The sequence below is a fragment of the Rothia sp. HMSC062H08 genome (genome assembly GCF_001810775.1).
Taxonomy (GTDB): domain Bacteria; phylum Actinomycetota; class Actinomycetes; order Actinomycetales; family Micrococcaceae; genus Rothia.
In genome coordinates this window covers 39,696-62,542 of record NZ_KV802667.1, presented here as the reverse complement: position 1 = coordinate 62,542, position 22,847 = coordinate 39,696, and the positions used below count along the sequence as shown (strand labels likewise).

At 58.8% G+C, this 22,847-nt stretch carries 20 protein-coding genes and 1 other RNA gene; 2 read left to right on the top strand and 19 right to left on the bottom strand.

Annotated features, from left to right (window positions below; all coding sequences use genetic code 11):
* Positions 1–69: 69 nt before the first annotated feature.
* The 18 genes from HMPREF2765_RS04870 to HMPREF2765_RS09195 all read right to left on the bottom strand — a co-directional run bounded on the left by HMPREF2765_RS04870 (position 70) and on the right by HMPREF2765_RS09195 (position 16,966).
* A complete protein-coding gene (locus tag HMPREF2765_RS04870; RefSeq protein ID WP_070604480.1) occupies positions 70–669 on the bottom strand; it encodes a hypothetical protein in 600 nt (199 codons plus the stop codon).
* Between the two features lie 1,246 nt (positions 670–1,915).
* Positions 1,916–2,288, bottom strand: a transfer-messenger RNA (tmRNA) gene (gene ssrA / locus HMPREF2765_RS04865).
* A 313-nt stretch (positions 2,289–2,601) separates the two neighbouring features.
* Positions 2,602–3,489 carry a DUF4190 domain-containing protein gene (locus HMPREF2765_RS04860; protein WP_049345766.1) on the bottom strand — a complete coding sequence of 296 codons (888 nt, stop codon included), beginning with the start codon at positions 3,487–3,489 and terminating at the stop codon, positions 2,602–2,604.
* A gap of 239 nt (positions 3,490–3,728) precedes the next feature.
* Entirely contained in the window at positions 3,729–4,184 is a 456-nt protein-coding gene (locus tag HMPREF2765_RS04855) for a DUF4190 domain-containing protein (RefSeq protein ID WP_049349499.1), read from the bottom strand.
* Between the two features lie 127 nt (positions 4,185–4,311).
* A complete protein-coding gene (smpB, locus tag HMPREF2765_RS04850) occupies positions 4,312–4,806 on the bottom strand; it encodes an SsrA-binding protein SmpB (RefSeq protein ID WP_005505423.1) in 495 nt (164 codons plus the stop codon).
* Between the two features lie 18 nt (positions 4,807–4,824).
* Positions 4,825–5,952 carry a peptide chain release factor 2 gene (gene prfB / locus HMPREF2765_RS04845; RefSeq protein ID WP_049345769.1) on the bottom strand — a complete coding sequence of 376 codons (1,128 nt, stop codon included), beginning with the start codon at positions 5,950–5,952 and terminating at the stop codon, positions 4,825–4,827.
* A 218-nt stretch (positions 5,953–6,170) separates the two neighbouring features.
* A complete protein-coding gene (locus tag HMPREF2765_RS04840) occupies positions 6,171–6,698 on the bottom strand; it encodes a pilus assembly protein TadG-related protein (protein ID WP_080975024.1) in 528 nt (175 codons plus the stop codon).
* Positions 6,685–7,152 (bottom strand): pilus assembly protein TadE, encoded by a 468-nt coding sequence (locus HMPREF2765_RS04835; protein ID WP_080974867.1) that lies wholly within the window; start codon positions 7,150–7,152, stop codon positions 6,685–6,687. The genes HMPREF2765_RS04840 and HMPREF2765_RS04835 overlap by 14 nt, the downstream gene beginning before the upstream one ends.
* 34 nt (positions 7,153–7,186) lie before the next feature.
* On the bottom strand, positions 7,187–7,642 hold the full coding sequence (locus tag HMPREF2765_RS04830) for a TadE family protein (protein ID WP_049345771.1): 456 nt from the start codon (positions 7,640–7,642) through the stop codon (positions 7,187–7,189).
* A complete protein-coding gene (locus HMPREF2765_RS04825; RefSeq protein ID WP_005505403.1) occupies positions 7,642–7,869 on the bottom strand; it encodes a hypothetical protein in 228 nt (75 codons plus the stop codon). Before HMPREF2765_RS04825 ends, HMPREF2765_RS04830 begins: the two co-directional genes overlap by 1 nt.
* 108 nt (positions 7,870–7,977) lie before the next feature.
* Positions 7,978–8,910 (bottom strand): type II secretion system F family protein, encoded by a 933-nt coding sequence (locus HMPREF2765_RS04820; protein WP_049345773.1) that lies wholly within the window; start codon positions 8,908–8,910, stop codon positions 7,978–7,980.
* On the bottom strand, positions 8,907–9,761 hold the full coding sequence (locus HMPREF2765_RS04815; protein WP_049345774.1) for a type II secretion system F family protein: 855 nt from the start codon (positions 9,759–9,761) through the stop codon (positions 8,907–8,909). The genes HMPREF2765_RS04820 and HMPREF2765_RS04815 overlap by 4 nt, the downstream gene beginning before the upstream one ends.
* Positions 9,761–11,023, bottom strand: coding sequence for a TadA family conjugal transfer-associated ATPase (locus HMPREF2765_RS04810; RefSeq protein WP_070604478.1), 1,263 nt, complete (start codon positions 11,021–11,023; stop codon positions 9,761–9,763). Before HMPREF2765_RS04810 ends, HMPREF2765_RS04815 begins: the two co-directional genes overlap by 1 nt.
* A 506-nt stretch (positions 11,024–11,529) precedes the next feature.
* Positions 11,530–12,303: an ABC transporter ATP-binding protein gene (locus HMPREF2765_RS04805; RefSeq protein WP_049337844.1), complete on the bottom strand. Its 774-nt coding sequence runs from the start codon at positions 12,301–12,303 to the stop codon at positions 11,530–11,532.
* A gap of 4 nt (positions 12,304–12,307) precedes the next feature.
* Positions 12,308–13,189 carry an ABC transporter permease gene (locus HMPREF2765_RS04800; protein WP_070604476.1) on the bottom strand — a complete coding sequence of 294 codons (882 nt, stop codon included), beginning with the start codon at positions 13,187–13,189 and terminating at the stop codon, positions 12,308–12,310.
* Positions 13,186–15,192, bottom strand: coding sequence for a glycosyltransferase (locus HMPREF2765_RS04795; RefSeq protein ID WP_070604474.1), 2,007 nt, complete (start codon positions 15,190–15,192; stop codon positions 13,186–13,188). Before HMPREF2765_RS04795 ends, HMPREF2765_RS04800 begins: the two co-directional genes overlap by 4 nt.
* 2 nt (positions 15,193–15,194) lie before the next feature.
* The gene (glf, locus tag HMPREF2765_RS04790; protein ID WP_005508581.1) at positions 15,195–16,382 is read right to left on the bottom strand and encodes a UDP-galactopyranose mutase; all 1,188 of its coding nucleotides are present in this window, start codon (positions 16,380–16,382) and stop codon (positions 15,195–15,197) included.
* Between the two features lie 182 nt (positions 16,383–16,564).
* Positions 16,565–16,966, bottom strand: coding sequence for a hypothetical protein (locus HMPREF2765_RS09195; protein ID WP_141749090.1), 402 nt, complete (start codon positions 16,964–16,966; stop codon positions 16,565–16,567).
* Between the two features lie 59 nt (positions 16,967–17,025).
* Here HMPREF2765_RS09195 and HMPREF2765_RS04785 point away from each other — a divergent pair, with 59 nt between their 5' ends.
* Positions 17,026–21,516 (top strand): FtsK/SpoIIIE domain-containing protein, encoded by a 4,491-nt coding sequence (locus HMPREF2765_RS04785; RefSeq protein WP_246824921.1) that lies wholly within the window; start codon positions 17,026–17,028, stop codon positions 21,514–21,516.
* A gap of 65 nt (positions 21,517–21,581) precedes the next feature.
* On the opposite strand, the gene HMPREF2765_RS04780 is transcribed toward HMPREF2765_RS04785, so the two are convergent.
* Positions 21,582–22,022: a hypothetical protein gene (locus tag HMPREF2765_RS04780; protein WP_049349485.1), complete on the bottom strand. Its 441-nt coding sequence runs from the start codon at positions 22,020–22,022 to the stop codon at positions 21,582–21,584.
* A gap of 462 nt (positions 22,023–22,484) precedes the next feature.
* On the opposite strand from HMPREF2765_RS04780, the gene HMPREF2765_RS04775 reads away from it, so the two are divergent.
* A complete protein-coding gene (locus HMPREF2765_RS04775) occupies positions 22,485–22,733 on the top strand; it encodes a WhiB family transcriptional regulator (RefSeq protein WP_005505386.1) in 249 nt (82 codons plus the stop codon).
* Positions 22,734–22,847: the final 114 nt, after the last annotated feature.

Below are 22,847 nucleotides of genomic sequence, written 5' to 3'. Positions count from 1 at the left end.
GGCGGCTTTCCGGTAAGTGGAAAGCCGCCGCCTCGCTATGTATCGCTATGAGAGCAAGCGTTGTCAGTTTTAGGACAGCATGGTGAGGGTGCCGAGCAGACCCAGCAGGCTCAGACCCGAGATGATGTACGCCAGAATGTTGAAGGTCGTCATCTTCGAGGTGTACTTGGTGACGTGACCGGCGTTCACCTTCGCCGAGTAGATGGCAAGCCAAATGGAAACACCGACCGGGATCAGGCCCACGAGCAGCAGAGCAATCACCATGATGTTGGGGCTCAAACCGGAGCTATACGCAGAGGAGCTATAGCCGCGGGAGTTGAGCGTTGCTTCAGAGTGGAGTGCCGCTACCTGAACCCACGCGTAGAGGGTCAGCGCCAGGGCGCCCAGGGAAGCGCCGAACGCGCCGATGGAGTAGAAGTAGCCGGGGCCGCGGAAATCACCGGTGGTCTCGCCGTAGGGGCGGCGGTGCTCAGCCGGCACCCGGTAGATGTCCGGGATGCGCTGGTAGCTGTCGTCGCGGTCGCGCACGTTAGCGGGTGCCACGCCCAGGGCGGGGCCACCGGGTGCGGCGCTGAGGGGAGCGCCGGGTGCTACGCCTGCAGGTACCGGCTGCGGGGAGTTTGCGTTGCTCTGCTCCGGGAAGGAGGGGGCGGGAATCTGGTTTTCCATGGTGTGTCCTTGAGTGGTCGTCATAGTAGCTACCGCATCGTAGCGGTGGTGCGCCTATAAGCGACTTTTGGGTTGCTCTCGTACGTTGCCGATGAGGTTGAATGAACAGCCGACACCGAACAACGATATCTACCCTTCGATACTACGGCATAGGGTGCGTTTTCGTCTTCTCTGATGACGTTCTCATTACAATGCGGTCACCTGAGCACCCTCCAAGCACGCAGGCACGCCCCGAGTGACACCGAAATTGGGCATAAAAATACCCGGCAGGTGACACCGTGGGGCGTCCTGCCGGGTGGTAGAAACCTACCGCGGTTCTTCCTCTTAGAAACTTCTAAGCGATGTTTTACTTACTAGGTCCCTTAGGAGGTCCCTTAGGGAACTTTGAATCACTCTCAAGCGTCCTTCTGGCTGCAAAAGTGACCAAAAGACCTCCTAAAATTGCACTTAGAATTGATACTGGATTAAAGAACTCCCCGTCTCTGGCAAATGAGATAATCACCCAGAACACCGGAACAATAGTGAGAAAAAATCCTAGTGTAAATATATTCTTCGTACGCATTGGACCTCTCCCAGGTTAAAGAGTGAGAGTGCAGGACACTGCTGCAACAGCTAGCGCAGCGGCAATTGCTGCCGGACCTCCAAGGGCTTTTCCAAAACCACCAACAAATGCTGGCCCTAAAGCTCTTGCAATCGTGGAAGCAGCTAGCCCCCAATTCCAAGCAGAAATTGCGGTTGTGATTGCATTCCCACGTCACATAGTGATGTATCTTACATCACTACTCAGCAGTCTATCAGAGAGTCTCGCCAGATGTAACACGTAAATTTACATTACATGAAAAATATGCTTCTTCTGTCATGCACGCTCTCAGTGTCGGGTCCGCTGCCGCATTTAATCGCGCGGTCGAGGCCCATGATGGTGGCCACCACGCCGTCGATCTTCTCGGTGGATTTTTCTTTGTCGGGTTTGATGGTCCCGGCAGGGTCGGTGCGGATGAAGATGCTGTCCGTCTAAACCTTTCGACGCCAGCCCATACTTTTTGACGTTAGCCCAAACTTTTTGACGCCCAACCCACGAGCACGCCGGTACACCCCAGAACAGACCGACAATTGGGCATAAAAATACCCGGCAGGTGACGCCGTGGGGCGTCCTGCCGGGTGGTAGAAACCTACCGCGGTTCTTCCTCTGGATTGGAACCGATTATCACCGCCGCACACCCGTGAAGGTGAGCGGGCGGTTGGGAGATCGTGGAGATGCGGGGAATCGAACCCCGGTCCGATGTGGCGTCAACGGGGCTTCTCCGTGCGCAGTTTATGCGAACGCTACTTTTCGGCTCCGGTACTTGCATAAACACATATACCGACGAACCTAGTCACGTAAAAGTCCCGCTAACCCCCGCAACAAGGGCTAGCAGCAGTGGCCTTTTAAGTCGATGCCGGTAACTGAGCCAAAGGCATGCTCAGGCCGACAGACGGCAACTCGCGCTTAGGCAGCGAGTGCGAAGTCAGTGCGCTTAGATTCTGCACTTAATTTTTTGCAGAGGGCGTTAACGAGATAACCCTGCATCCTCGGCACGCTTCACCCATCTCAACTCACATCGTCGAAACCGATCATCCCCCTATGCTTTTATCAAAAAGCCCACCGTCTTCTGAAAGTTTTCCTCGACATACCTTGATGCCGCGGTGCCATTCAAACACGGTAGAGATTCAGTATATCTAAGATGTTTAACGGCGTGCAAGTCCCCCACCCACGCAGGTACACCCTCCGCTAGAGGCGAATAAAGCGAACAGATCAGCGCAGCAGCAACACCATAGCCTGACACAGCGCATAAAAAACAGGGTGAGGCTCCCCAGATCATCTGGGAGCCCCACCCCGTTCGCGTACCGCACTGGGTAGCCAAAATTAGGCAGTCAAAATTAGGCGGTCAAACCTTAGCGGTGAGCCGGAACAGTCATGCGGTTGTTCGGGTTGTCACCAATCTGGCAGACCACGTTACCGTGACCGTCCTCGGTACCAACCTCAAGGCATTTCTCAGCGGTCTGGAAGAAAGAAATGTATACGAAAAGCATGCAAATCGAAATCAGGACAGACACCGCACCGGTGATAATACCGGTCAGCGCGAATGCCTTACCCGCGCCAACTTCCTTAGTCTTCTTCAGGGACAGCGCACCCAGAATAATCGCGGCAATACCCAGCAGAATACCAAATACGAGGAAACCGGTCAGCACAGCCGCAATACCGAGGATCATCGCAGCCAGCGCCATGCCGGGAGCCTTCTTCGTCACGGGAGCCGCATACGGGTAACCCGCGGGCTGGCCGTAACCGTAAGCATCCTGCTGGGGCTGCTGCTGGTAAGAGTTCTGCTGGTAGTTGTAGTCAGCGGGCTGCGCCTGGTAGGAAGCCTCCTGGCCGTAACCGTACTGGTTCTGCTGAGCGGGCTGCGCCTGGTAGGAAGCGTCCTGACCATAGCCGTACTGCTGCTGAGCCTGACCGTAGGTGTTCTGAGTCGCAGCGCCCTGGGCGGAGGTACCCTGAGCAGCGTTCTGGCCGTAAGCATTCTGCGAAGAAGACTGCGCACCGAACTGACCGTACTGGTTCTGCTGGGCCGAGTTCTGCGGAGTAGCGTTCTGTTGCTGTGCCTGGCCGTAGGTGTTCTGAGCGGATGCGCTCTGACCGTAATCCTGGCCGTAGGTGTTCTGTGCCGAAGGAGCCTGGCCGTAATCCTGACCGTACGAGCTCTGGGCGGAAGAATTAGGCTGCTGAGCAGCGTAGGGGTTCTGTGCGTTCCCCTGGTTGTTTCCGTAGTTATTCTCAGACATCCGTCGTTCTTTCCTTCACAGTTGCAGCGAACAATTTATACTCGCCCAACGCACCATTGCGCGCTGAGTTCGGTTCCATTATATAAATAAGCCGCCATTTGGGTCATCTATGAAGTCCAAGATTCCAGAATCATCCCCCAGAATCCACCAATCGGGCAGAATCAGCGCAGAAACAGAGCAAGGGACCGAATAGTTCAACACTATTCGGTCCCTTCACGTCTCTATATGCTCAACGCGGCTTAGCGGCGGGCAGCGTCGTAGTCCTCGGGAGTCAGGGTCATGGTCTGACCGGCCATGGTGCACACGTAGTTACCGTTCGAATCCTGCACCGCGTTCTCAACGCACTGGCTCGCGAGAACAATGCCGAGCACCATCATAGCAGCAGCAGCAATCATGCCCAGCGCGCCGGTGACAATACCACCAATCGCCATGCCCTTACCGGAAGCGGTACCGTTCTTCACCTTCACCAGGGCAACAATACCCAGAATCACGCCGACCAGGCCCAGAACAGCACCAAAAACCATCAAGCCAGTGAGCAGACCAATAATACCCAGAATCAGCGAAGCAATCGCCAGAGCCGAGCTCGGGGTCGGCTGGTAGCCGGGGTAGCCGCCCTGCATGTTGTATGCGGGTGCCTGCTGCGGTGCGGGGATGAACTCGCCCGGGTTCTGCTGGTAGTTCGGGTTCTCAGACATGTGTCTCCTCAAAAACGTATGGTGCTCGCGGTACACCGCGAATTTTCAACCATTATACGCGAGGAACCGCGCCCCGCCCCTACCGGCAGTCACCGAACCAGCCGCGCATCCAGCCGTTGCCTCAGCCCTAACCGAGGTTACGGTAACGCATCGCGCGGCGCGCCTCCAGGTCATCCTGACGCTCACGCAAAGCCTGACGCTTATCGTACTCACGCTTACCGGTCGCCAAAGCAATCTCAACCTTCGCGCGACCATTCGAGAAGTACAGCTTCAGAGGAACCACCGTGTAACCGGTCTCCTTCAGCTTCTGCGCCAGCTTATTAATCTCAGAACGATGCAGCAGCAGCTTACGGCGACGACGAGCCGCATGGTTCGTCCACGTACCGTAACCATACTCCGCAATATGAATACCCTCGAGCCACATCTCGTTATCGGTCACCTGGCAGAAACCATCCACAATGGACGCCCCACCATCACGCAGAGACTTCACCTCAGTACCCAGCAGAACAATGCCCGCCTCATAGGTATCCACAATGTTGTAATTGTGGCGAGCCTTCTTATTCTGGGCAATAATCGCGTTATTCGGGTCCTTCTTCGCGTCTTTCTTCTTTTTCTGAGCCATCACTCAATCCTTCACGTCTTAGCTCTCTTCAGCCGCGCGCCCCGAAGCGCGCCAGCGAATACCAGCATCAATAAAGGCGTTCAAACCGCCATCCAAAACATTAGAGGTATTACCTTCCTCGTAGCCGGTACGCAGATCCTTCACCATCTGGTACGGATGCAGAACATAGGAACGCATCTGATCACCCCAGCTTGCCTTAATGTCGCCGGCAAGCTCCTTCTTCTTCGCGTCCTCCTGCTCCTTACGCAACAGCAACAGGCGAGACTGCAGCACGCGCAAAGCCGCCGCACGGTTCTGCAACTGCGACTTCTCATTCTGCATCGACACCACAATACCGGTCGGCAAGTGAGTCATACGCACCGCCGAGTCCGTTGTGTTCACCGACTGACCACCCGGGCCCGAGGAGCGGAACACATCCACCTTAATCTCAGACTCGGGAATCTCAATAGCATCCGTCTGCTCAATCAGAGGAATCACCTCAACCGCCGCAAACGAGGTCTGGCGGCGGCCCTGATTATCGAACGGCGAAATACGCACCAGGCGGTGAGTACCCGCCTCCACCGACAGGCGACCAAAAGCGTACGGCGCGTTAACCTCAAAGGTCACCGACTTCAAGCCCGCCTCCTCAGCGTAGGAGGTGTCCAGAACCTTCGTCGGGTAGCCGTTCTTCTCCGCCCAACGCAGGTACATGCGCAGCAGCATCTCCGCGAAATCGGCAGCATCCACGCCACCGGCGCCCGAACGGATCGTCACCACAGCCTCACGCTGATCGTACTCACCCGACAGCAGCACCAGCACCTCAAGCTCCTCCAGCTTGGCGCGAATCTCAGCGCACTCACGCTCAGCGTCAGCAAGCAGCTCGGCGGCAGTTTCCTCGTCCTCAGCCTCGGCAAGCTCCACCATCACCTCAACATCATCAATGCGAGAAGACAGCGAACGCAGACGATTCAGCTCCGACTGCTTATACGACAGTGCGCTCGTCACCTTCTGCGCGTTCTCCACGTCATCCCACAAATCGGGTGCGGCAGCCTGCGCAGACAGGTCCTCAATGGCGCGCTCAATCCCCTCAATATCGCTCACAGCAGCAATAGAGGCGAAAATCGCGCGAAGCTCTTTAATCTCAGCAGAAAAGTCGAAGGATGCCATAGCCTTTAACACTATCGCGAAACGGCCAGAAAGTCCCGCCGTTACAGCCCAAAACAGCCCACAGCGCAGAAGGACAGGGTGGTTAGAGGGCAGAAGCCACCCAATGGAGACGTAAAGAAAGCATAAAACGAGGGCACATCCGCTAGCCGTTACACTACCTTGCGGATGCACCCTCGCAGTCTAATGGGGGCTCACAACGCCCCTAGTCGCTGGATGGGCTAGTCGTTGGAAGGTCCCTGACTCGTCTTCAAACGCGACGAACCGTGAGCGGTCACCTCGATACCATCAGGCACCACAATCGACAGCAGCGGCGGACGAATACGCGCCGACAGGTACACGTGCACACTCTGGTCAGAATCCACAGACACGTTATCCAGACGCAACGCCTGAAAATCCTGCCCCGGCTGAACCTCAGCCAGGTACGCGCTCGCATACTCCCACGCCGCCGAGCCGTTTGCCTCTTCAGGGGTGCGGATCGTGCGGGTAATCGAGTTCGCCTGAGCGTCAGCCATATCCTGCAGGTGCTGAGTCTGCAGATACGCGCCCGTGATCGCCACCGTCACCGAACCGATGAGCAGCAGCAACGCCAGCATGCCCACAATCAGCGGGGCAATACTGCCCTCTTCCGGGTCTGAGGCGAGGCGGTCAGAGGCGAGCGCCCGGCTCTGCACGCGGGCACGAACGTGGGCGTAGCGCTCCCGTACAGCCGAGAACAGGTGAGCGGGCGAACCATTAGGATTCAGCATGACCAGACCCCCAACTCGTCGCGTGAGAACTCACCGGAATCACGCCGCCACCCATAAACGAAGGCAGCAGCGGCAGGCGCGCCTGAACCGTCACCGTGGCGTACGCCTTCGTACCCGAGACGCACTCCCCCGACGAACAGCTCAACGACACGCTCACATCGGACGGGTCTACCCCGTAATCCGCTGCGGCATGCGCCGCCAGACGCTGAGCCAAATCCGGGCCCACCGACGAATCCTGCGGCTGCTCCTGCACATACAGCACCACCTGGGCGCTCGCCGCATGAGCCGCCATCACCGAAGACTGCAGGCTAAAAATCGTCAGAATGCCGTAGAGCACCGGAATGAGCAGCGTAATACCCAAGCCCAGGAACTCCACAATGGCGCTACCCTCTTCAGAGCCGTGTTGTTCAGAAAGAGGTAGGTCAGCAAGAGACCGATCAGAACGATTCTTCAAGCGAGCCTTCACCCGCTGCCGAAGCGAAAAGCCACTAATCACCGGAACGATGCTCCGCATAAATCGCATGCCCCTTCACCTCAATAGAATCCGGAAAACCCCACGGACCCAGCACCGGCAACGGAGACTTCACCGTCACCTCCAAAGTGCGCACGCCCGTAGAATCACTACTCTGACGGTACGAAATGTTCTCAGCGTACGAGGACGGGAGAACCCCCTCAATCATCTGACGGGTACGCTCCATGCCCTCCTGCGGGGTGCGGTCACGCATCGTACCGTAACGTGCCCCAGCCGCCGCAGCATCCACCAACATAGTTCGTGCATACAGGGCGAAAGAAACCTGCAGAATCGCCATGGTCAGCAACACCAACAGCGCACCAACCATGACGAACTCCGTGCTGGCGTCACCGCGCTCGCTATCCTCCACAGAATATTCCGCGGAGAATAGCTCAGCGGCAGTCAGCTCAGAAGCGATGCGGGGCTTACGCATTACTGGTGAACCAGAGCAATCGCGTCGTTGAACATCTTGGTCAGAGCGGGCTGAGCAATCGCCAGGATAGCGGCAACCAGCACGGCGCTCATCATGGTAATCATGACCCAGCCGGGCACGTCGCCGCGCTCGGGGTCATCCTGCTTGTTCTTCAGGCGCAGAGCCAGCACGGATGCGATAGCCAGGGCGATCAGCACGGTGAGGGTGGTGCGGAAACGACGGAACATGATTTTCTCCTTCTATCAAAGGGTGTAGTGTGTGGTTGGTGCGGCGCACCGGGCAATCAGCCCAGCCCACCGCGGCGCGGCCGGTACAGCGTGTACCCGCCGCAAAATCTAAAAGTTCAAACGCATGAGCGACAGGCCCGGGAAGACCGCAAAAATTACGGTCAGCGGCAGGATGAAAAACACCACCGGGGCAAGCATCGCAATCTCCTTCTTGCCGGCTGTTTCCATCAGCTCACGCTTAGCGTTATCGCGCACATCCTGAGCCTGCGCACGCAACACATCAGCCAGAGGGGTGCCGCGCTCAATCGCAACAGCAATACCCTCAACGAAGCGGCTCAGCGCCGGAACGCGAGTACGCTCCGCAAACTCCTGCAGCGCGCTCAGCAGAGAAACGCCGGTACGGGTCTGCGCCAAAATCTCCGAAAACTCGCGAGCCAACTCGCCGCGAGAAGTCAAACAGATACGCTCCAAAGCCGCCAGTGCTGACTCGCCCGCCGTCACCGACAGAGCCATCATCTCCGCCAGCGCCGGGAACTCAGCAACCAGCTGCTTTTCACGCTTAGTCACCGCCTCGCCCAGCCACCAGTCACGCGCCAGAAAGCCGCTCAAACCGCTCACCAGCACCAGAACAAGAGCCACCAGGATGGAGAAACGCTCCTGCACCACGCCGATGACAGTTAGGGCACTCATAACGGTCACACCGGCAAGAGCCCACAGCAGCTGCTCAGCACGAAACGCACTCACACTCTGCGAAGAGCCAGCACGGCGCAAACGCTCCTGCACCGAACTATCACTCAGCGACGAGCCGCTCAACGACGAAGACAGCGAACGCAGAAGCGGCGCACAGAACGCCGAAATCGCCTCCAGCAGGCTCGGCTCACGGCGCTCCTGCTCCTTCAAAAGCGACTCACGCAGAGTCTCACCGCGCAGCTGCGACGCCACACGATCAGAAAACGAAATACTGCGAGTATTCAGCACCGACGAAAGAATCAGACCCACGCCGGTCGCCAACAGCAGACCAAAAATCAGAGGCAGATTCACCCGAAAACCCTCCGTTCACGCGGCAACTCACCAATACGCAGCATCAGACGGTACGCCGCCAAAGAAATAGCGGCACCGGCAATCATCAGCATCGCACCGGCAAACGAGTTATAAACCATGCGCGCGGCAGGCTGAGTCGCCATCAGACACAGCACAAACCAGGGCGCCACACAGGAAAGGCGAGCCGCATTCACTGTCCAGGATTGGCGGGCCAGAAGCTCCGAGCGGGTGCGGGCATTATCGCGCAGAAAATCGCTGAGCGTGCCCAGCAGCTTGCCCAGGTCCGAACCGCCCACCTCGCGGGCAATCTTCAAAGCCTCAATGATGGTGTCCGCCACCGGGTCAGAAAGGTACTCCTTCAAACGGTTCAGCGACGGCACAAACTCACCCGACGCACGGTAATCACGTGAGAAATGGGCGAAGGCATCACGCAGCTCTTCCGGGCCGCGGTACGAGAGCTGAATCAGCGCCTCCGGCAAGGACAAACCGGCACGAATCGCCGAACGCAGGTGGTCCACTGCATCCGGCCACAACTGCCAAATACGGGCATCCGCCGCGCGGGCACGATGATTCACAATCACGCGAGGCGCCGCAAAACCACCAATCAGGCCCAGCAGACCTAGCGGCAAAAGCTGAGTAAGCATCAGCAGCAGAACCGACGCGCTCACACCGCTGGCGACGCTCACCCACATGAACGTGCGAGGAGTCAGCGAATGCATACCCGCCTTACGCAACGCCACAACCAGCGCCGGGTCGTTACTGGGCTTCGGAGGCTTGCCGTTATCAGGAAAGCAGGAAAGATAAATCAGGCAGACGCCCAACCCCAAAATCAGGCTCAGAAACAGAGGCATTACTGACCCGCTTTCGCGAGGGCCAGCACCTGCTCAGGACGGTGACCGGCACGAATCCAACGGTCCGGGTTCGGCAGCTCCAACGCCACACACACCATCTGACCGTCACGGCGCACAAACAGCGGGGACATCTCAATCACGCCGTCCTCAACGCGGCCACCCAGCATGCTGATCTCTTCGACCTGACGCTGACCGCGCGAATCGCGGCCGCAATGCACCACAATGTCAAAGCAGGACGCCACGGTCGGCACCACGAACGCCGAGGAAATATTCTCGCCCGCCAGCAGCGGCAGGGTACAAATCTTGGTCACCGCGTCACGCGCCGAGTTCGCGTGAATCGTGCACATGCCCGGCAGGCCCGCGTTGAGCGCAATGAGCATATCCAGGGATTCCGCCTCACGAACCTCACCAATGAGGATGCGGTCCGGGCGCATACGCAGAGCCTCCTTGACCAGGCGGCGCAGCTCAATCGCACCGGTACCCTCAAGGTTCGGCTGGCGGCACTGCAAACCCACCACATCGCGCAGCGGAACCGCGAGCTCAAAGATTTCTTCGCACGTAATCACGCGCTCACGCGGCGGAATAGATGCCGACAGACAGTTCAGCATCGTAGTCTTACCCGCCTGAGTCGCACCCGAAACGAGGATGTTCATGCCGCTCTCCACTGCCGCATGCAGCAGGGACGCCGCGCCAGCACTCAGCGAGTTCATGCGCACCAGATCGGGCAGGCGGCGGGCACGCACCACGAACTTACGGATGTTGATGCTCGTGTGCCTGCGGGTAATATCCGGAATCACCGCGTGCAAGCGGGATCCATCCGGCAGGGATGCATCAACAAACGGGGAGGAAAGATCCACACGGCGACCCGAAGGCTTGAGCATGCGCTCCAGCAGGCTATTGATCGCCTCGGCGCTCAGGTGCAGGCCGGTCAATTCGCTTTCGCCGTTGCGGGCGATAAAGATTTCGTCGGGCGAGTTGATCCAGATTTCTTCAACGCTCTCATCATCGAGGAACGGCTGGATCACGCCGAAGCCGCAGATTTCATCGTGCAGGCGCTGAATCACGGATTCGCGGTCGCCCAAATCGGGCAGGGAGATGCGGGTGCGGCGCTGTTCGTAATCGTTCAGGTGCTCGTCAATGAGCCCGCGAACGGCGCGCTGGTCCTCGTGCGGGTCCAGGCTGCGGTGGCGCATTGCCTCACGGATATTTTCCTCGAGCAGAGTTAGATGCTCCGCCCGGGTATCCAGTACGGTGTTCTCCATTGAAATGATCCGATGCTGTGTGGTGTGGTTGTGTGGAATACGGTGAAGCATTGATACATCAATGCCATCATCACCCTACCCTCAGTGCATCAAATTTATCAAAATGTAATAAAACGCCCCTTAATATTTACGAGTATAGTATTTGAGTATTTTTGATGCATGGAATCGCACATATCATTACCTAACGTGCATCAAAATTCAAAGTGCCTAGTCAGCTGTGACTTGCAGAACAATTGCACGTGCGCCTCCCGAACCGCTCACCGTTGAGCACCACCATATTGCACTTAGTGCACACGTAATATTTCGTCTTAAATACCCCGCAGCAGCCCCTGCCACACCCAGCTGCCCCTACCTCCCCTGCTGAAACGCCAGAACCCCATCGAGCAGATCATCTTCTCGGGCGGGGCATTAGGGTAGGGCATTCGGGCACAGTATTCAGGCATGGCAAAGGGGCGTGCACTCCCCCATCGGGAATACACGCCCCATCACAAGCAATCATCTAGCGATTAGTCACCGCCGCGAATCACCTTCACAGCTTCCTTAATCGGACCGTCAAAACGCAGGTTACCGTGCTCCAGCACCACGCCGCGGTCACAAATCTTAGAAACCAAATCCAGGTCGTGGCTCACCACGGCAAGAGTCTTACCGGCAGAGCACAGCTCCTGAATCTTCGCAATACACTTCTTCTGGAAAGGCTCATCGCCCACCGCAAGAATCTCATCCACCAGGAAGATATCCGGGTTCGTATGAACCGCAACCGAGAACGCCAGGCGCAGGTACATACCCGAAGAGTAGAACTTCACCTCAGTATCGATAAAGTCGTGAATCTCAGCGAAATCCACAATCGAATCGAAGGAAGCCTCAATCTCTTCCTTGGTCATACCCAAGATAGCGCCGTTGAGGTACACGTTATCGCGGCCAGTCAGATCCGGGTGGAAACCCGCGCCCACCTCAATCAGACCCGCAATATTGCCGCGAGTAAGAACCTCACCCTCATCAGCGCGCATCACGCCAGAAATCATCTTCAGCAGCGTAGACTTACCCGAGCCGTTCAGACCCAGCAGAGCCACACGCTCACCCTGACGAATATCCAGGCTCACGCCGTTGAGCGCATTGAACTTCTCCGAAAGATCGCCCTTGCGGCCCTTAATCAGCCAGACAAAAGCTTCCTTCATCGAACGGGTGTGGCGCAGAACGAAGCGCTTCACCAGGTTCTCCACGTGAATCACCACGGGAGCGTCCGGGCTCACCGGAGGGAACTCAAGCTTCTTAATATCCACAGAATCAGAGCTCCTGGGCGAAGTTGCCCTCAAATTTACGGAAGAGCAAATCACCAATCAAAACGGTCAGCAGAGAAATACCAATGGCAATCGGAGTCCAGAAGCTGAAAAGATGCGGAACCACCTGCGAAGCAGGAAGCGCCAAATCCTCAGGACGGAGCGTCGGATGCCAGAAGCCATAGTGGAACAGCTCCACCGCAACGGTCAGCGGATTAAGCATGAACACGTTGAACACCCACGGATAGAGAGTGTCACGCACCATGGTCCAGGAGTACAGCACCGGCGAGAACCAGGTAGCCACCATCAGCAGCATGTCCACAATGTTCTCCGAATCGCGGAAGAACACGTTCGCCACACCGAAAATCAAACCCAGACCATAGGACAGCATCATCACAATCAGCATGCCCGCCAGAATCGACCCAAACGCCAGGAAGGTCGGGGACCAACCCACCAAGAAGCAGGCCAGCAGCATCACAGCAATCTGAGGCACAAAATGCACCAGAGCCACCCACACCGTCGACAGCGAGAACAGCTCACGCGGCAGGTAAATCTTACGAATCAGCGCGCTGTTAACCACCATGGCGCGAGCACCATTACCAAAACCCTCCGAGAAGAAGTTAATGGCAATCATGCCCGAGAACAGGTACACCGCATAGTTGTGCATACCGCGTTCCAAGCCAAGGAACATACCCATGGCAATGTAGAACACCAGGAACTGCACACCCGGCTTAATGTACGACCACAAAATGCCCAGCACCGAGCCGCGGTAGCGGACCTGGATTTCCTTATCGACCAGCAGTCGAAGCAGGTAGCGGTTCTTCACCGCATCCAGGATGCCGCGCCCACGGCCGGGCGCCTTCAGGGGAACAGACTTCAGATCGTTCATCGGGTCAGCTCAGAATCCGTATGCTCAGCGAAGGTCTTAGCCCACGCATCGTAGGAGGCAACCTCAGCAGCCTTCGAACGGTACTGCTCACGCAGCTTATCCCAACCGGTCACCAGCTGAACGTGCAGCTTAGCGGCCTGAGCCAGCTTCGACTTGAGCTGCTCGGGATCGCGGCGGTACCAGAACAGACCGGTACCCTCAGCGTTAGTCGCCAGAGCCGAATCGAACTTCGACAGGGTCCACCAGTTGGTCTCACCGTAGTTCAGCTGAATCTGCGGGTGAGCCTTCGCCTCTTCACTCACCGGCTTGAGCAGCTGACGAGCAACAGTCTTCGCGGTCCAGGAAGCAAGCTTCTTGTAACCGGGGGACGCAAAGGCGCGGCGGCCACGGAACGGAGGCTTCTTCGTCTGGATAGCCGGGAAATCATCCACGTTCGGCTTCACCTGAGACTCCGGGTACTCCTTAGCCATCGCACGAATCACCGGCAGACGCTGCGAGAGCGAGGGGTGCAGGTGCTCGGGGCCGGAGAGCAGATCCTCCAGCGCCATCAGGCGGCCAGCCTCGGTGTAGTACTGCATGGACAGGGTGTGCTTGACGTCCAAGAACAGGGACTCCAGCAGCACGCGGCCACCCTTATCGAAGGGCGAGTGCAGCAGCGCCGTAATGAGGCGGTTGCGCTCGTGGTAGTACGCCTGCCAGCCGACGGAGTCATCCTTATCGGTCCAGGACACGTGCCACACGCCCGCACCGGGGAAGGACACGGTAGCGAAGCCCGCGGCCTTAGCGCGCAGACCGTACTCAGCGTCATCCCACTTCAGGAACAGAGGCAGGGACAGACCGATTTCCTTGATGACGGTGGTCGGGATGAGGCACATCCACCAGCCGTTGTAGTCCACGTCCACGCGGCGGTGCAGCCACGGGGTGTTACGCAGGTTGTGGTGACCCAGGTTGTGGCCCATCGCCATGTCATCGTGCGGCTTAGCGTAGAAGTTACGCCACGGGTCAACAACCTCACCGAATGCGTGCAGGACCGAGCGGTCGAACATGTCGAACATGTGCGCACCCACGATGGTGGGTTCCTTGCAGTAGTTCGCGAAGGTCACCATACGCAGAATCGACTCGGGCTCCACGATGACGTCATCATCGAGCAGCAGCACGTAGTCAGAACCGTTGTTGACGGCCTCAAACATGCCGCGCGAGAAGCCACCGGAACCGCCCAGGTTACCCTGGTTAATGATGCGGAACTTACCGGAGAGAGGCTTCACGACCTCTTCAAAGTCCTCGTGGTCCTGCACCTTCTGGGTGCCCTGATCCACAATCAGGAACTCGTGCACAGCATCGAAAATCTCGGGGCTCTCACCCAGAGCACGAATGTTGTTGATGCAGTACTCCACCTTGTTCATGGTGGTAATCTGCACGGTCGCCTGACCAGCCTTCACGTCTGCGCGGGGCTCAATGTCGCCCAGCCAGTTCGCTTCAACCAGCTCAAGGTCAGTAGTGCCCGCCAGGTCGAACCAGTACCAGCCACCGTCACCGAACGGTGCCAGGGGCAGGGTGAAGGTGTTGGTCTCCTCGCCGGAGAGCAGCTTCGCATCCACGCGCTGAATCACGCCACGGCCATTGGACTTGTACACAATGACCATGCCCTCGCCACGAGTCTGAACGCTCAGCACGACCTTCTTCAGGTCAGTCCAACGGCGCCAGTACGACGCGGGGAACGCGTTGAAGTACGTACCGAAAGACAGGCTCTGGCCCGCGTTCACGGTGATGGAGCGGCGGCTGTTCAGGCTGTTAGCGGCATCACGGTTCGCGCTAGCGTTCGATACAGACTGACCGGAGGTGTTCATCGCCTCCGCAATGGAGGTGGAAGCGTCGCCGTCAATACGGGTGGGCAGCTGAACGCCGGTTGCGACACTCGCGTCCACGTACAGGGGCACGACGTCAGTCTCAACCGCGCTCGGGAAAATAACCCGCTGCAGGTTCTTCAAAGTCTTATCAGCCATGGTTATGCGTCAACACCACCGGACTCGATCTTCGCACCGTTAGCGAAGTGCGGGCGGATCTTGTTGTCGAACATCGACAGTGCAGCACCGATAGCCATGTGCATATCCAGGTACTTGTAGGTACCCAGGCGGCCACCGAACAGCACGTTGTTCTCGCCCTTAGCCAGGTCGCGGTACGCCAGCAGCTTCTCACGGTCCACGGAGGTGTTGACCGGGTAGTACGGCTCGTCGCCCTTGTTCGCGAAGCGAGAGTACTCGCGCATGATGACGGTTGCGTCCTTGGTGTAGTCACGCTCGGGGTGGAAGTGACGGAACTCGTGGATGCGGGTGAAGGGAACATCAGCATCCGGGTAGTTCATCACGGAGCAGCCCTGGAAGTCCTCAATCGGCAGAACTTCTTCTTCCAGGTCGATGGTACGCCAGGACAGGTCGCCCTCAGCGTAGTCGAAGTAGCGGTCAACCGGACCGGTGTAGACCACGGGAATCTGACCCAGAACGTTCTCGCGAGAGTACTGGTGACCGGGCTCGAAGAAGTCAGTGTTCAGGTGCACCTCAATGTTCGGGTGCGCCGCCATGCGCTCCAGCCATGCTGCGTAGCCGTCAACGGGCAGACCCTCGTACTTGTCGTTGAAGTAGCGGTTGTCGTAGTTGTAGCGAACCGGCAGGCGGGAAATGATGGATGCGGGCAGCTCTTCCGGCGGGGTCTGCCACTGCTTAGCGGTGTAGTGCTTGATGAACGCCTCGTACAGGGGGCGACCAATCAGGGAGATACCCTTATCGTTCAGGTTCTGCGGGTCGGTGCCAGCCAGCTCGCCAGCCTGCTCAGCGATGAGCGCCTTTGCCTCTGCGGGAGAGTAAGCTGCATTGAAGAACTGGTTGATGGTACCCAGGTTAATCGGCATGGGGTAGACGATGCCGTTGTGGCGGGTGTACACGCGGTGTACGTAGTTGGTGAACTCGGTGAAACGGTTCACGTACTCCCAGACACGCTCGTTGGAGGTGTGGAACAGGTGCGCACCGTAGCGGTGCACCTCAATACCGGTCTGCTTCTCCTTCTCGCTGTATGCGTTACCACCGATGTGGGAACGGCGGTCCAGCAGGGCAACCTTCAGGCCCAGCTCAGTGGCAGCCTGTTCTGCGATGGTCAGACCAAAGAGGCCCGAACCGACTACTACGAGGTCAGCGGTCAATGTTTTCTCCTGTATTATCACGGCGCACCGCCGCTTCTGCGAGGGCGGTATTCACCTACCAGATTGGACACATCCGAGGGTTCTCAGTCGCGCCGCAATCCGCACGGGTAGGGACAAAAAGCCCCTCCCGTGATGGATATAGTCATAATCTAAGATACCCGTTTATCATGCGTCACGCATACTTATGACGTGTTTTTAGTGGCTTTTGGACTATTGTTCGCACACTCTTTCCCCAAGTGAATATTCTTCACGAACCCCGCGGTCAAGCGGGTCTGAGCGAGTTCCTTTTTCTGCAGATTTTGACGTTCCACCAATGGCGAGAAAAGTTGGTTTACGGGTAAATATTCATTGTGAATAGCGATCACGATTTTGCTGAACCACCAAACAATCGACAGGATAAGCCATGAACCAATTCGGATACCGGAGTCTTCTAGGGGCGTCAATGAGGATGCGCAAGCAGGGTCAAGCATGGATGTTTCAGCGGGTGCACTGCCGGGCTTTCGAGCAGCAATCTGGGCAGTATTTCGGTGAGTTATCCACAGTTTTTCGAAAAACGGGGCAAAAAATTCAAAAAATACGAACATTTTAATTTATATACAGATAATTTATTGAGCTTTAATACTTTTTAATGTTTTCTGAGGGTATGACTCTCTTCTTTCTCGACCACCACAACACCACCCTCCCCTACCCCCGCGTACTCCGACTCGACGGCGAGGCGGCACCCAACGGGATACAGCTGCGCCCCGGTAGCGCACACCAGCAGGCTCTAGAGCAGGCACTCAACCACACCCTGCAGCACCCTGCACCCGGCGCGCACGCTCAGGCACAGGAAACGACGTTCCAGCTACGCCCCGCGCACGATAAGGACCCCGCCGGCGCCTCGATTGCGCCAAACAGCCACGTTCCGAACGAATCTCAAACTCCGGGCGCGCCCGCCGTCAGCCTCCTGCGCATTCTGCGCGGACCCGAAGCGGGCGCAACCTTCCCCATCAGCCGCGGCCGCACCAGCCTCGGCAGGGCGACACTACCTGCCCGTGGAGGAGAACAGCCGCACCACATTCACCTGCTGGACCCCTTCCTCAAGCCGGTGCACGGCAGCTTCTACGCCGATAGCTCCGGCATCCGCTGGATCGAGAAACGCCCCGCCGCAAGCGAGGGCAGCGAGAAGGCACATGGCAGTATGAAGGCGCAGGGCGCCGAGCCGCGCATCCTGCGCTGGGACGAACCTTTCTGCCTCGGCTCCTCGCTCTGCATGCTCACCTCCCCCAGCGCAGACGGCGAACGCACCGTAGAAAAGGCGAGCACGCCTGCCACGACCTCTGGCGAGCTCGCGCAGACGCTTGCTCCCCTGGGCGACGCCGGCAACCCCTTCGAGCCAGTAGTCGTAAATCCTCCCGCGCCGCGTAAGCTCAAGCAGATTCTGTTGAGCGTGTGCCTGCCGATTGTGGTGGGTCTGATTATTGCGCTGGTGACCGGTATGTGGTTCCTTCTGCTGATGTCTGCGGCGTCTTCGCTGCTGATGCTTCTGCATTTCTTTGGTGGTCGGGCGGAGAACCGTGCCGCATCGCAGCAAACTCATCAGGCGGCTGAGCAGGAAAAGGAACGTGCCCTCGCCCTGCCGACCGCAGGCGACCTGGCGATTTCGGGCACCTCTGCCCTGCATGATGCCGCCTACCCGGCTATTGTGCTCGGGTGCGGTCCCCGCCAGCCCTACCTGCGCGGCCGCAACCTCCCGCTGGGCACTCTGGAGAAACAGGATGCACCCCACTATCTGCCGCTACCCACCCCGACTCTCGGGCACTACCTGAAGCTGGAGGAGGCACATCTGCGCGCCTACCTGGTGCAGCTGGTGGCGGGCTATCCGGGTGCGGTGCACGTTCTGCTGGCGGGTGCTGAAAGCGCTGATCAGCAGCGCACCAATAGTCTCTTGCAGACTCTGGCTGTGGTGCCGGGCGTGAGCGTGCATTGCCTGCCGGGCGTGCAGCATGAGAAGTATCTGCAGGCTCTGCAGAGTAGCTTGCAGTCGGAGCTTTCCGCATCTGTTCCGCCACTGATTCTCATGCCCCTGCAGGCGAGCGCTATCTACGCTCCCCTGCTGACCGCGCTGAACTCTGGGGCGGTTGCTGACTCTTCGCCGTCCCGCGCGTTCGCCTCCCCGCGTGAGCAGAAGATGAACGCCCCGGCGCTCTGCGTGCTGGGCAGTGCTGAGGGTGATAGTTCCGCCCATGCACCCGGTGCGCTTTTTGGTGCCGCCTGGGTTGAGTGTGCGAGTGAGGGTAGCCACCGTCAGAGCATCCGTTACCGTACACAGGGTTACGCGGCGCCGCCGGTGCAGCCCACCGAGGGTGTCTACCAGGTGCACCCGCTGGCATGTGAGGGTCTGTGCCAGCACGCCGACGGGCTCAGCGTTGAGGCGTTCTGTGCCGCTCTTGAGAACCTGTACCGCACCGGACGCGAGCAGGAGCAGGGCGCGCTCGGTGAGGCTCAGGTGCACCAGTCGGCGCATCTATTCTCTTCCCTGCAGGCGCAGAGCGCGCGGCAGAAGAACCGCACCGATGACATGGCGGTGGAGTCCGTTCTGCAGCGCTGGTCCGCTCAGCGTTACGCCTCCGATATTCGCTGCTACCTGGGTGTTTCTTCGGGTGGCTCGCTGAATATTGGTCTGTCTGAGCACGGCCCACACTGGCTGCTCGGTGGCACGACCGGTGCCGGCAAATCGCAGCTGCTGCGTTCGCTGGTGCTCAGCGCTGCGCTACGTTACCCGCCCGAGCGCCTCGGCCTGATTCTGGTGGACTTCAAGGGCTCGGCTGGTTTGGGTCCTCTGGCTCAGCTACCGCATGCGCTCAGCGTGTTGAGCAATTTTGATGTGTCCGCCGTGGAGCGTGCACTCGAATTTTTGCGCGCCGATATTCACCGACGTGAGGTGGATCTGCAGGCGCTCGGCGTAAACTCCTACCGCGACTACCTGGCATCCTGCCAGGCGGCGGGTACGACTCCGCGCTACCCCGAGCTGCTGATCGTGGTGGATGAGTTCCGCATGCTCATCGATTCCATGCCGGACGCCATGGCTGAGCTGATGCGCATCGCCACGATTGGCCGCTCGCTGGGCCTGCACCTGGTGTTGGCGACTCAGCGTCCGCAGGGCGCTATTTCACAGGATATTCGCGCCAATATTGCCACGAGTATCTGCTTGCGTGTGGCGAGCGCGCAGGATTCCTATAACCTGCTGGAGCATGAGTCTGCGGCGTATATTTCGGCGGCGCATCCGGGTGCCGGGTATGTGCGCCTGCCGGATGGCCGTTCCCTGCCGTTCCGCGCCCCGCTAGTGGATGCGGTCCCCTCAAGTAGCGATGCCCGTCCGGTGCAGGTGCTGGGTCTTGAGGATGGCGGCTGGCGTGAGCTGACTGCCGCTTCTGCCGTTCAGAAGGGCGGCGGTCATGAGGATGAGCTGCTGATTCGTTCAGCGCAGCAGATTCGTGCGCTCTATGAACTCGAGTACGCACCAAAGAATCTTCAGAAGAATGCGGCGGTTCAGGATGAGTACTGCCCGATTCCGCCGGAGCTTCCCGAGAGCACCCCGCTGCCCGTGCTGGAGGCGCAGGTGGGCGAACCTGTAGCCTACGGTATTGATCCGGCGGCTACCTCTCAGGTTGTAGATTCTAAGGAACCCGCCAATTCTGGCACCGCTTCCGCAGGGTACCTACTGGGCGAGCTGGAGATTGCCCGATACGGCGTGCGCCGCCCGATCAGCTGGTCGGGTCAGCAAGCGCTGGCGCTGCTGGCGCAGAGCGCCGAACGAGCCCCGATGCTTTACGGGCTTCTGATGCAGGCGTTCGCCACCCGCACGCCGGTTGTTCTGCTGACCTCTGACGGTGCACTCTACCGCGACCTGGAACCCTACGCCGGTGCCTTTGAGACGCTCGTGGGTGCGCAGGAGCTTTCGCATCTGCGTTTCTGCCTGGAGGAGCTGCGCGTCCCGAACCTGTGGGGCACCGAGGCTACCACCCGCCCGCTCATTGTCGTGGACGGTCTGGACAGTTGGCTGGAGGCGCTGGTCCGCCAACCCGATACGGAGAACCTGCTCTACGATCTACTCTCGCAGGGGTGCCGTCGCGGCTATTCGGTGGTGTTCACCTCCGCGTTGAACCCGCGCGGTCGTTTCGCCGCTGCGGCGCATTCCACGCTGTTGAGCCGCCGCTTCCTGGACGCTGACCTGATGCGTTCAACGAGCAAGGACTACCCGACCCCGGCACAGAGCCACTACTGCGTGGAGGGTGCCATTAACGAGGAGTTGATTGGGGATCAGCCGCTGAGCGCGTCGATTCTTTCGCCCTGCGTTGCGGGTTTCCAGGAGCTGGTTCAGGTTCTGCAGGGTAACGCCACGAGCGCTTCTAACGGGTCAGGCACTCACCCCGGCACTCTTCTGCGGCAGTTCCCCGAGTACTATCGCATGCCCTCGACCGAGTACGTGACCGCCGCCCACGCCGCGTGCAATCCGCAGGGCGCTAAGCTCTTGGTCGCGTTTGATCGCCGGCAGATGCCGGTGTGGTTGAGCGCCCCGGCTGGCGCGGTAGTTCCGGTGCAGGGTTCCCGGTCGGCGGGTAAAAGCACCCTGCTGGAGAGTATTGCTCAGCTCAACCCGCAGCTCGAAACCCTCATCCTTGAGGGTTCTGGCGGCACCTCGGGTGATGGCGGAGCGTCGGGTGAGCCGCCGAGCGTGGAGCGTACCCGTGCGCTCCTGGACTCGGTGAAGAACCCCGCGCAGACGCTCGTGCTCATTGACGACCTGCAGTACCTGCAACCCGCCGTTCAGCAGCTACTTCTGGAGCGTCGCGGTGAGTTCCGTGCCATGCTGGTCGCCTACACGCCGTGGCCGAGGCGCGCCTCCTCACCGCTGCTGGCTGCGCTCATGGGATGCTCGCGTGCGCTTCTGCTCGCACCCGCATCCTTGGCGGATGCTGACATGTGCACGGTGACCGCGCTGCCGCTGGATCGATTCACGCAGGGCGAGCAGCCCGCCGGTCGTCTTGTGGTGGTGGATGGTGCTTCCGTGTGTGCGGCGCAGGTTCCCCTGGCACTGACCACGGCTGCACAGGCTGTAACAGCTACGCAGAAGGTGCCGGTAGCGGTCTAAAGCTGAGCACTCTAGCGCCGAGCTATCTAGGGTTTAGCGGCGTTAGGGGTTTACGCTCTAGGGGTTTAGCGGCGTCGGCGGCTGTACTTCTCCGCTTCTTCGCCCGACTCCTCAGTGACCGCCTCAATATAGCGGCGGCTACTGGGCATGAGCACGAAGATGAAGGCAGCCGCCGCGCCAATAACACCCGCAATCGTGATGAGCTGGCCGATATTCAGGCCGTAAGCACTCACGTTCATAATGAGGGTGCTTGCGGTGACCCACAGGGTGCAGAGAGTAATCAGGATCATGGGCAGGCGCGAACCGAAGCGGCCGCGGTAGAAACGCAGGCCAAAGTAGGTCATGCCCGCGGCAATGAGCATCTGGAGCACACCGCCCACAATCGCCTGAGCGGTGGACATTCCGCTGACGATAAAGGGGTAAAGGATACCGCGAATCAGAATGTATGCCGCGAAGGTTTCGGTCAGAACGAATGCGTAGATGACGTTGAACGGGCGTGACGTCACGGTGGGCTCCTCATGGGTAGTGTCGGCGGCAGACCGGGGTGTATTCGGCCTGATGCGCTGGTGCGTTAGCGGGTGGGCGCTCCCCTGTCTCGGGTTCACCGCCTCGTCATCGGTGCGGTATTTCAGGGGTAGGTACCGCTTTATATTATGCCTGAGGCGCCGCTCACCCGGCCGCCCGCATCTCATCTATGAGACGCGGCGCAGAATATGCGTGTCAGCATGCGATTCCCCACCCCCTCAATTAGACAAAGGTTTACCTAAGTGATAGATGCCTCAGTGTAATACTGAAAGTTTTTAGAGAAAAGTACTTGTCACATCCGCTCCAACGTGCGAAAGTTGATAAGTCAATTTTCACCCTAACGCTGGGTGAGCATCCCGTCAGCGGATGTATTTGACACGCGCACAGGAAAATAGATGTGTCTTGCCACCGCGTGAGACCGTAAATCATGAAGGAGGTCCACCGTGGATTGGCGTAGTCGTGCAGCTTGTTTGGACAAGGATCCGGAGCTGTTCTTCCCCGTAGGAAACACCGGACCTGCCCTGTTGCAAATTGAAGAGGCTAAGACTGTCTGCCGCTCTTGCGAGGTTGTAGACGTCTGCCTGAAGTGGGCCATCGAGACCGGCCAGGACTCCGGCGTATGGGGTGGCACCAGTGAAGACGAGCGTCGTGCGATGAAGCGTCGCGCAGCTCGTGCCCGCCGTGCATCCTAACTTCCGGAGTATTCAATAGGGCATCAAAAGCGTGGTGCAGTGATATAAAGTCACTGCACCACGCTTTTGTCATATACAGAACCTATCTAGACAGCAAACTGCCACCACCCCGTA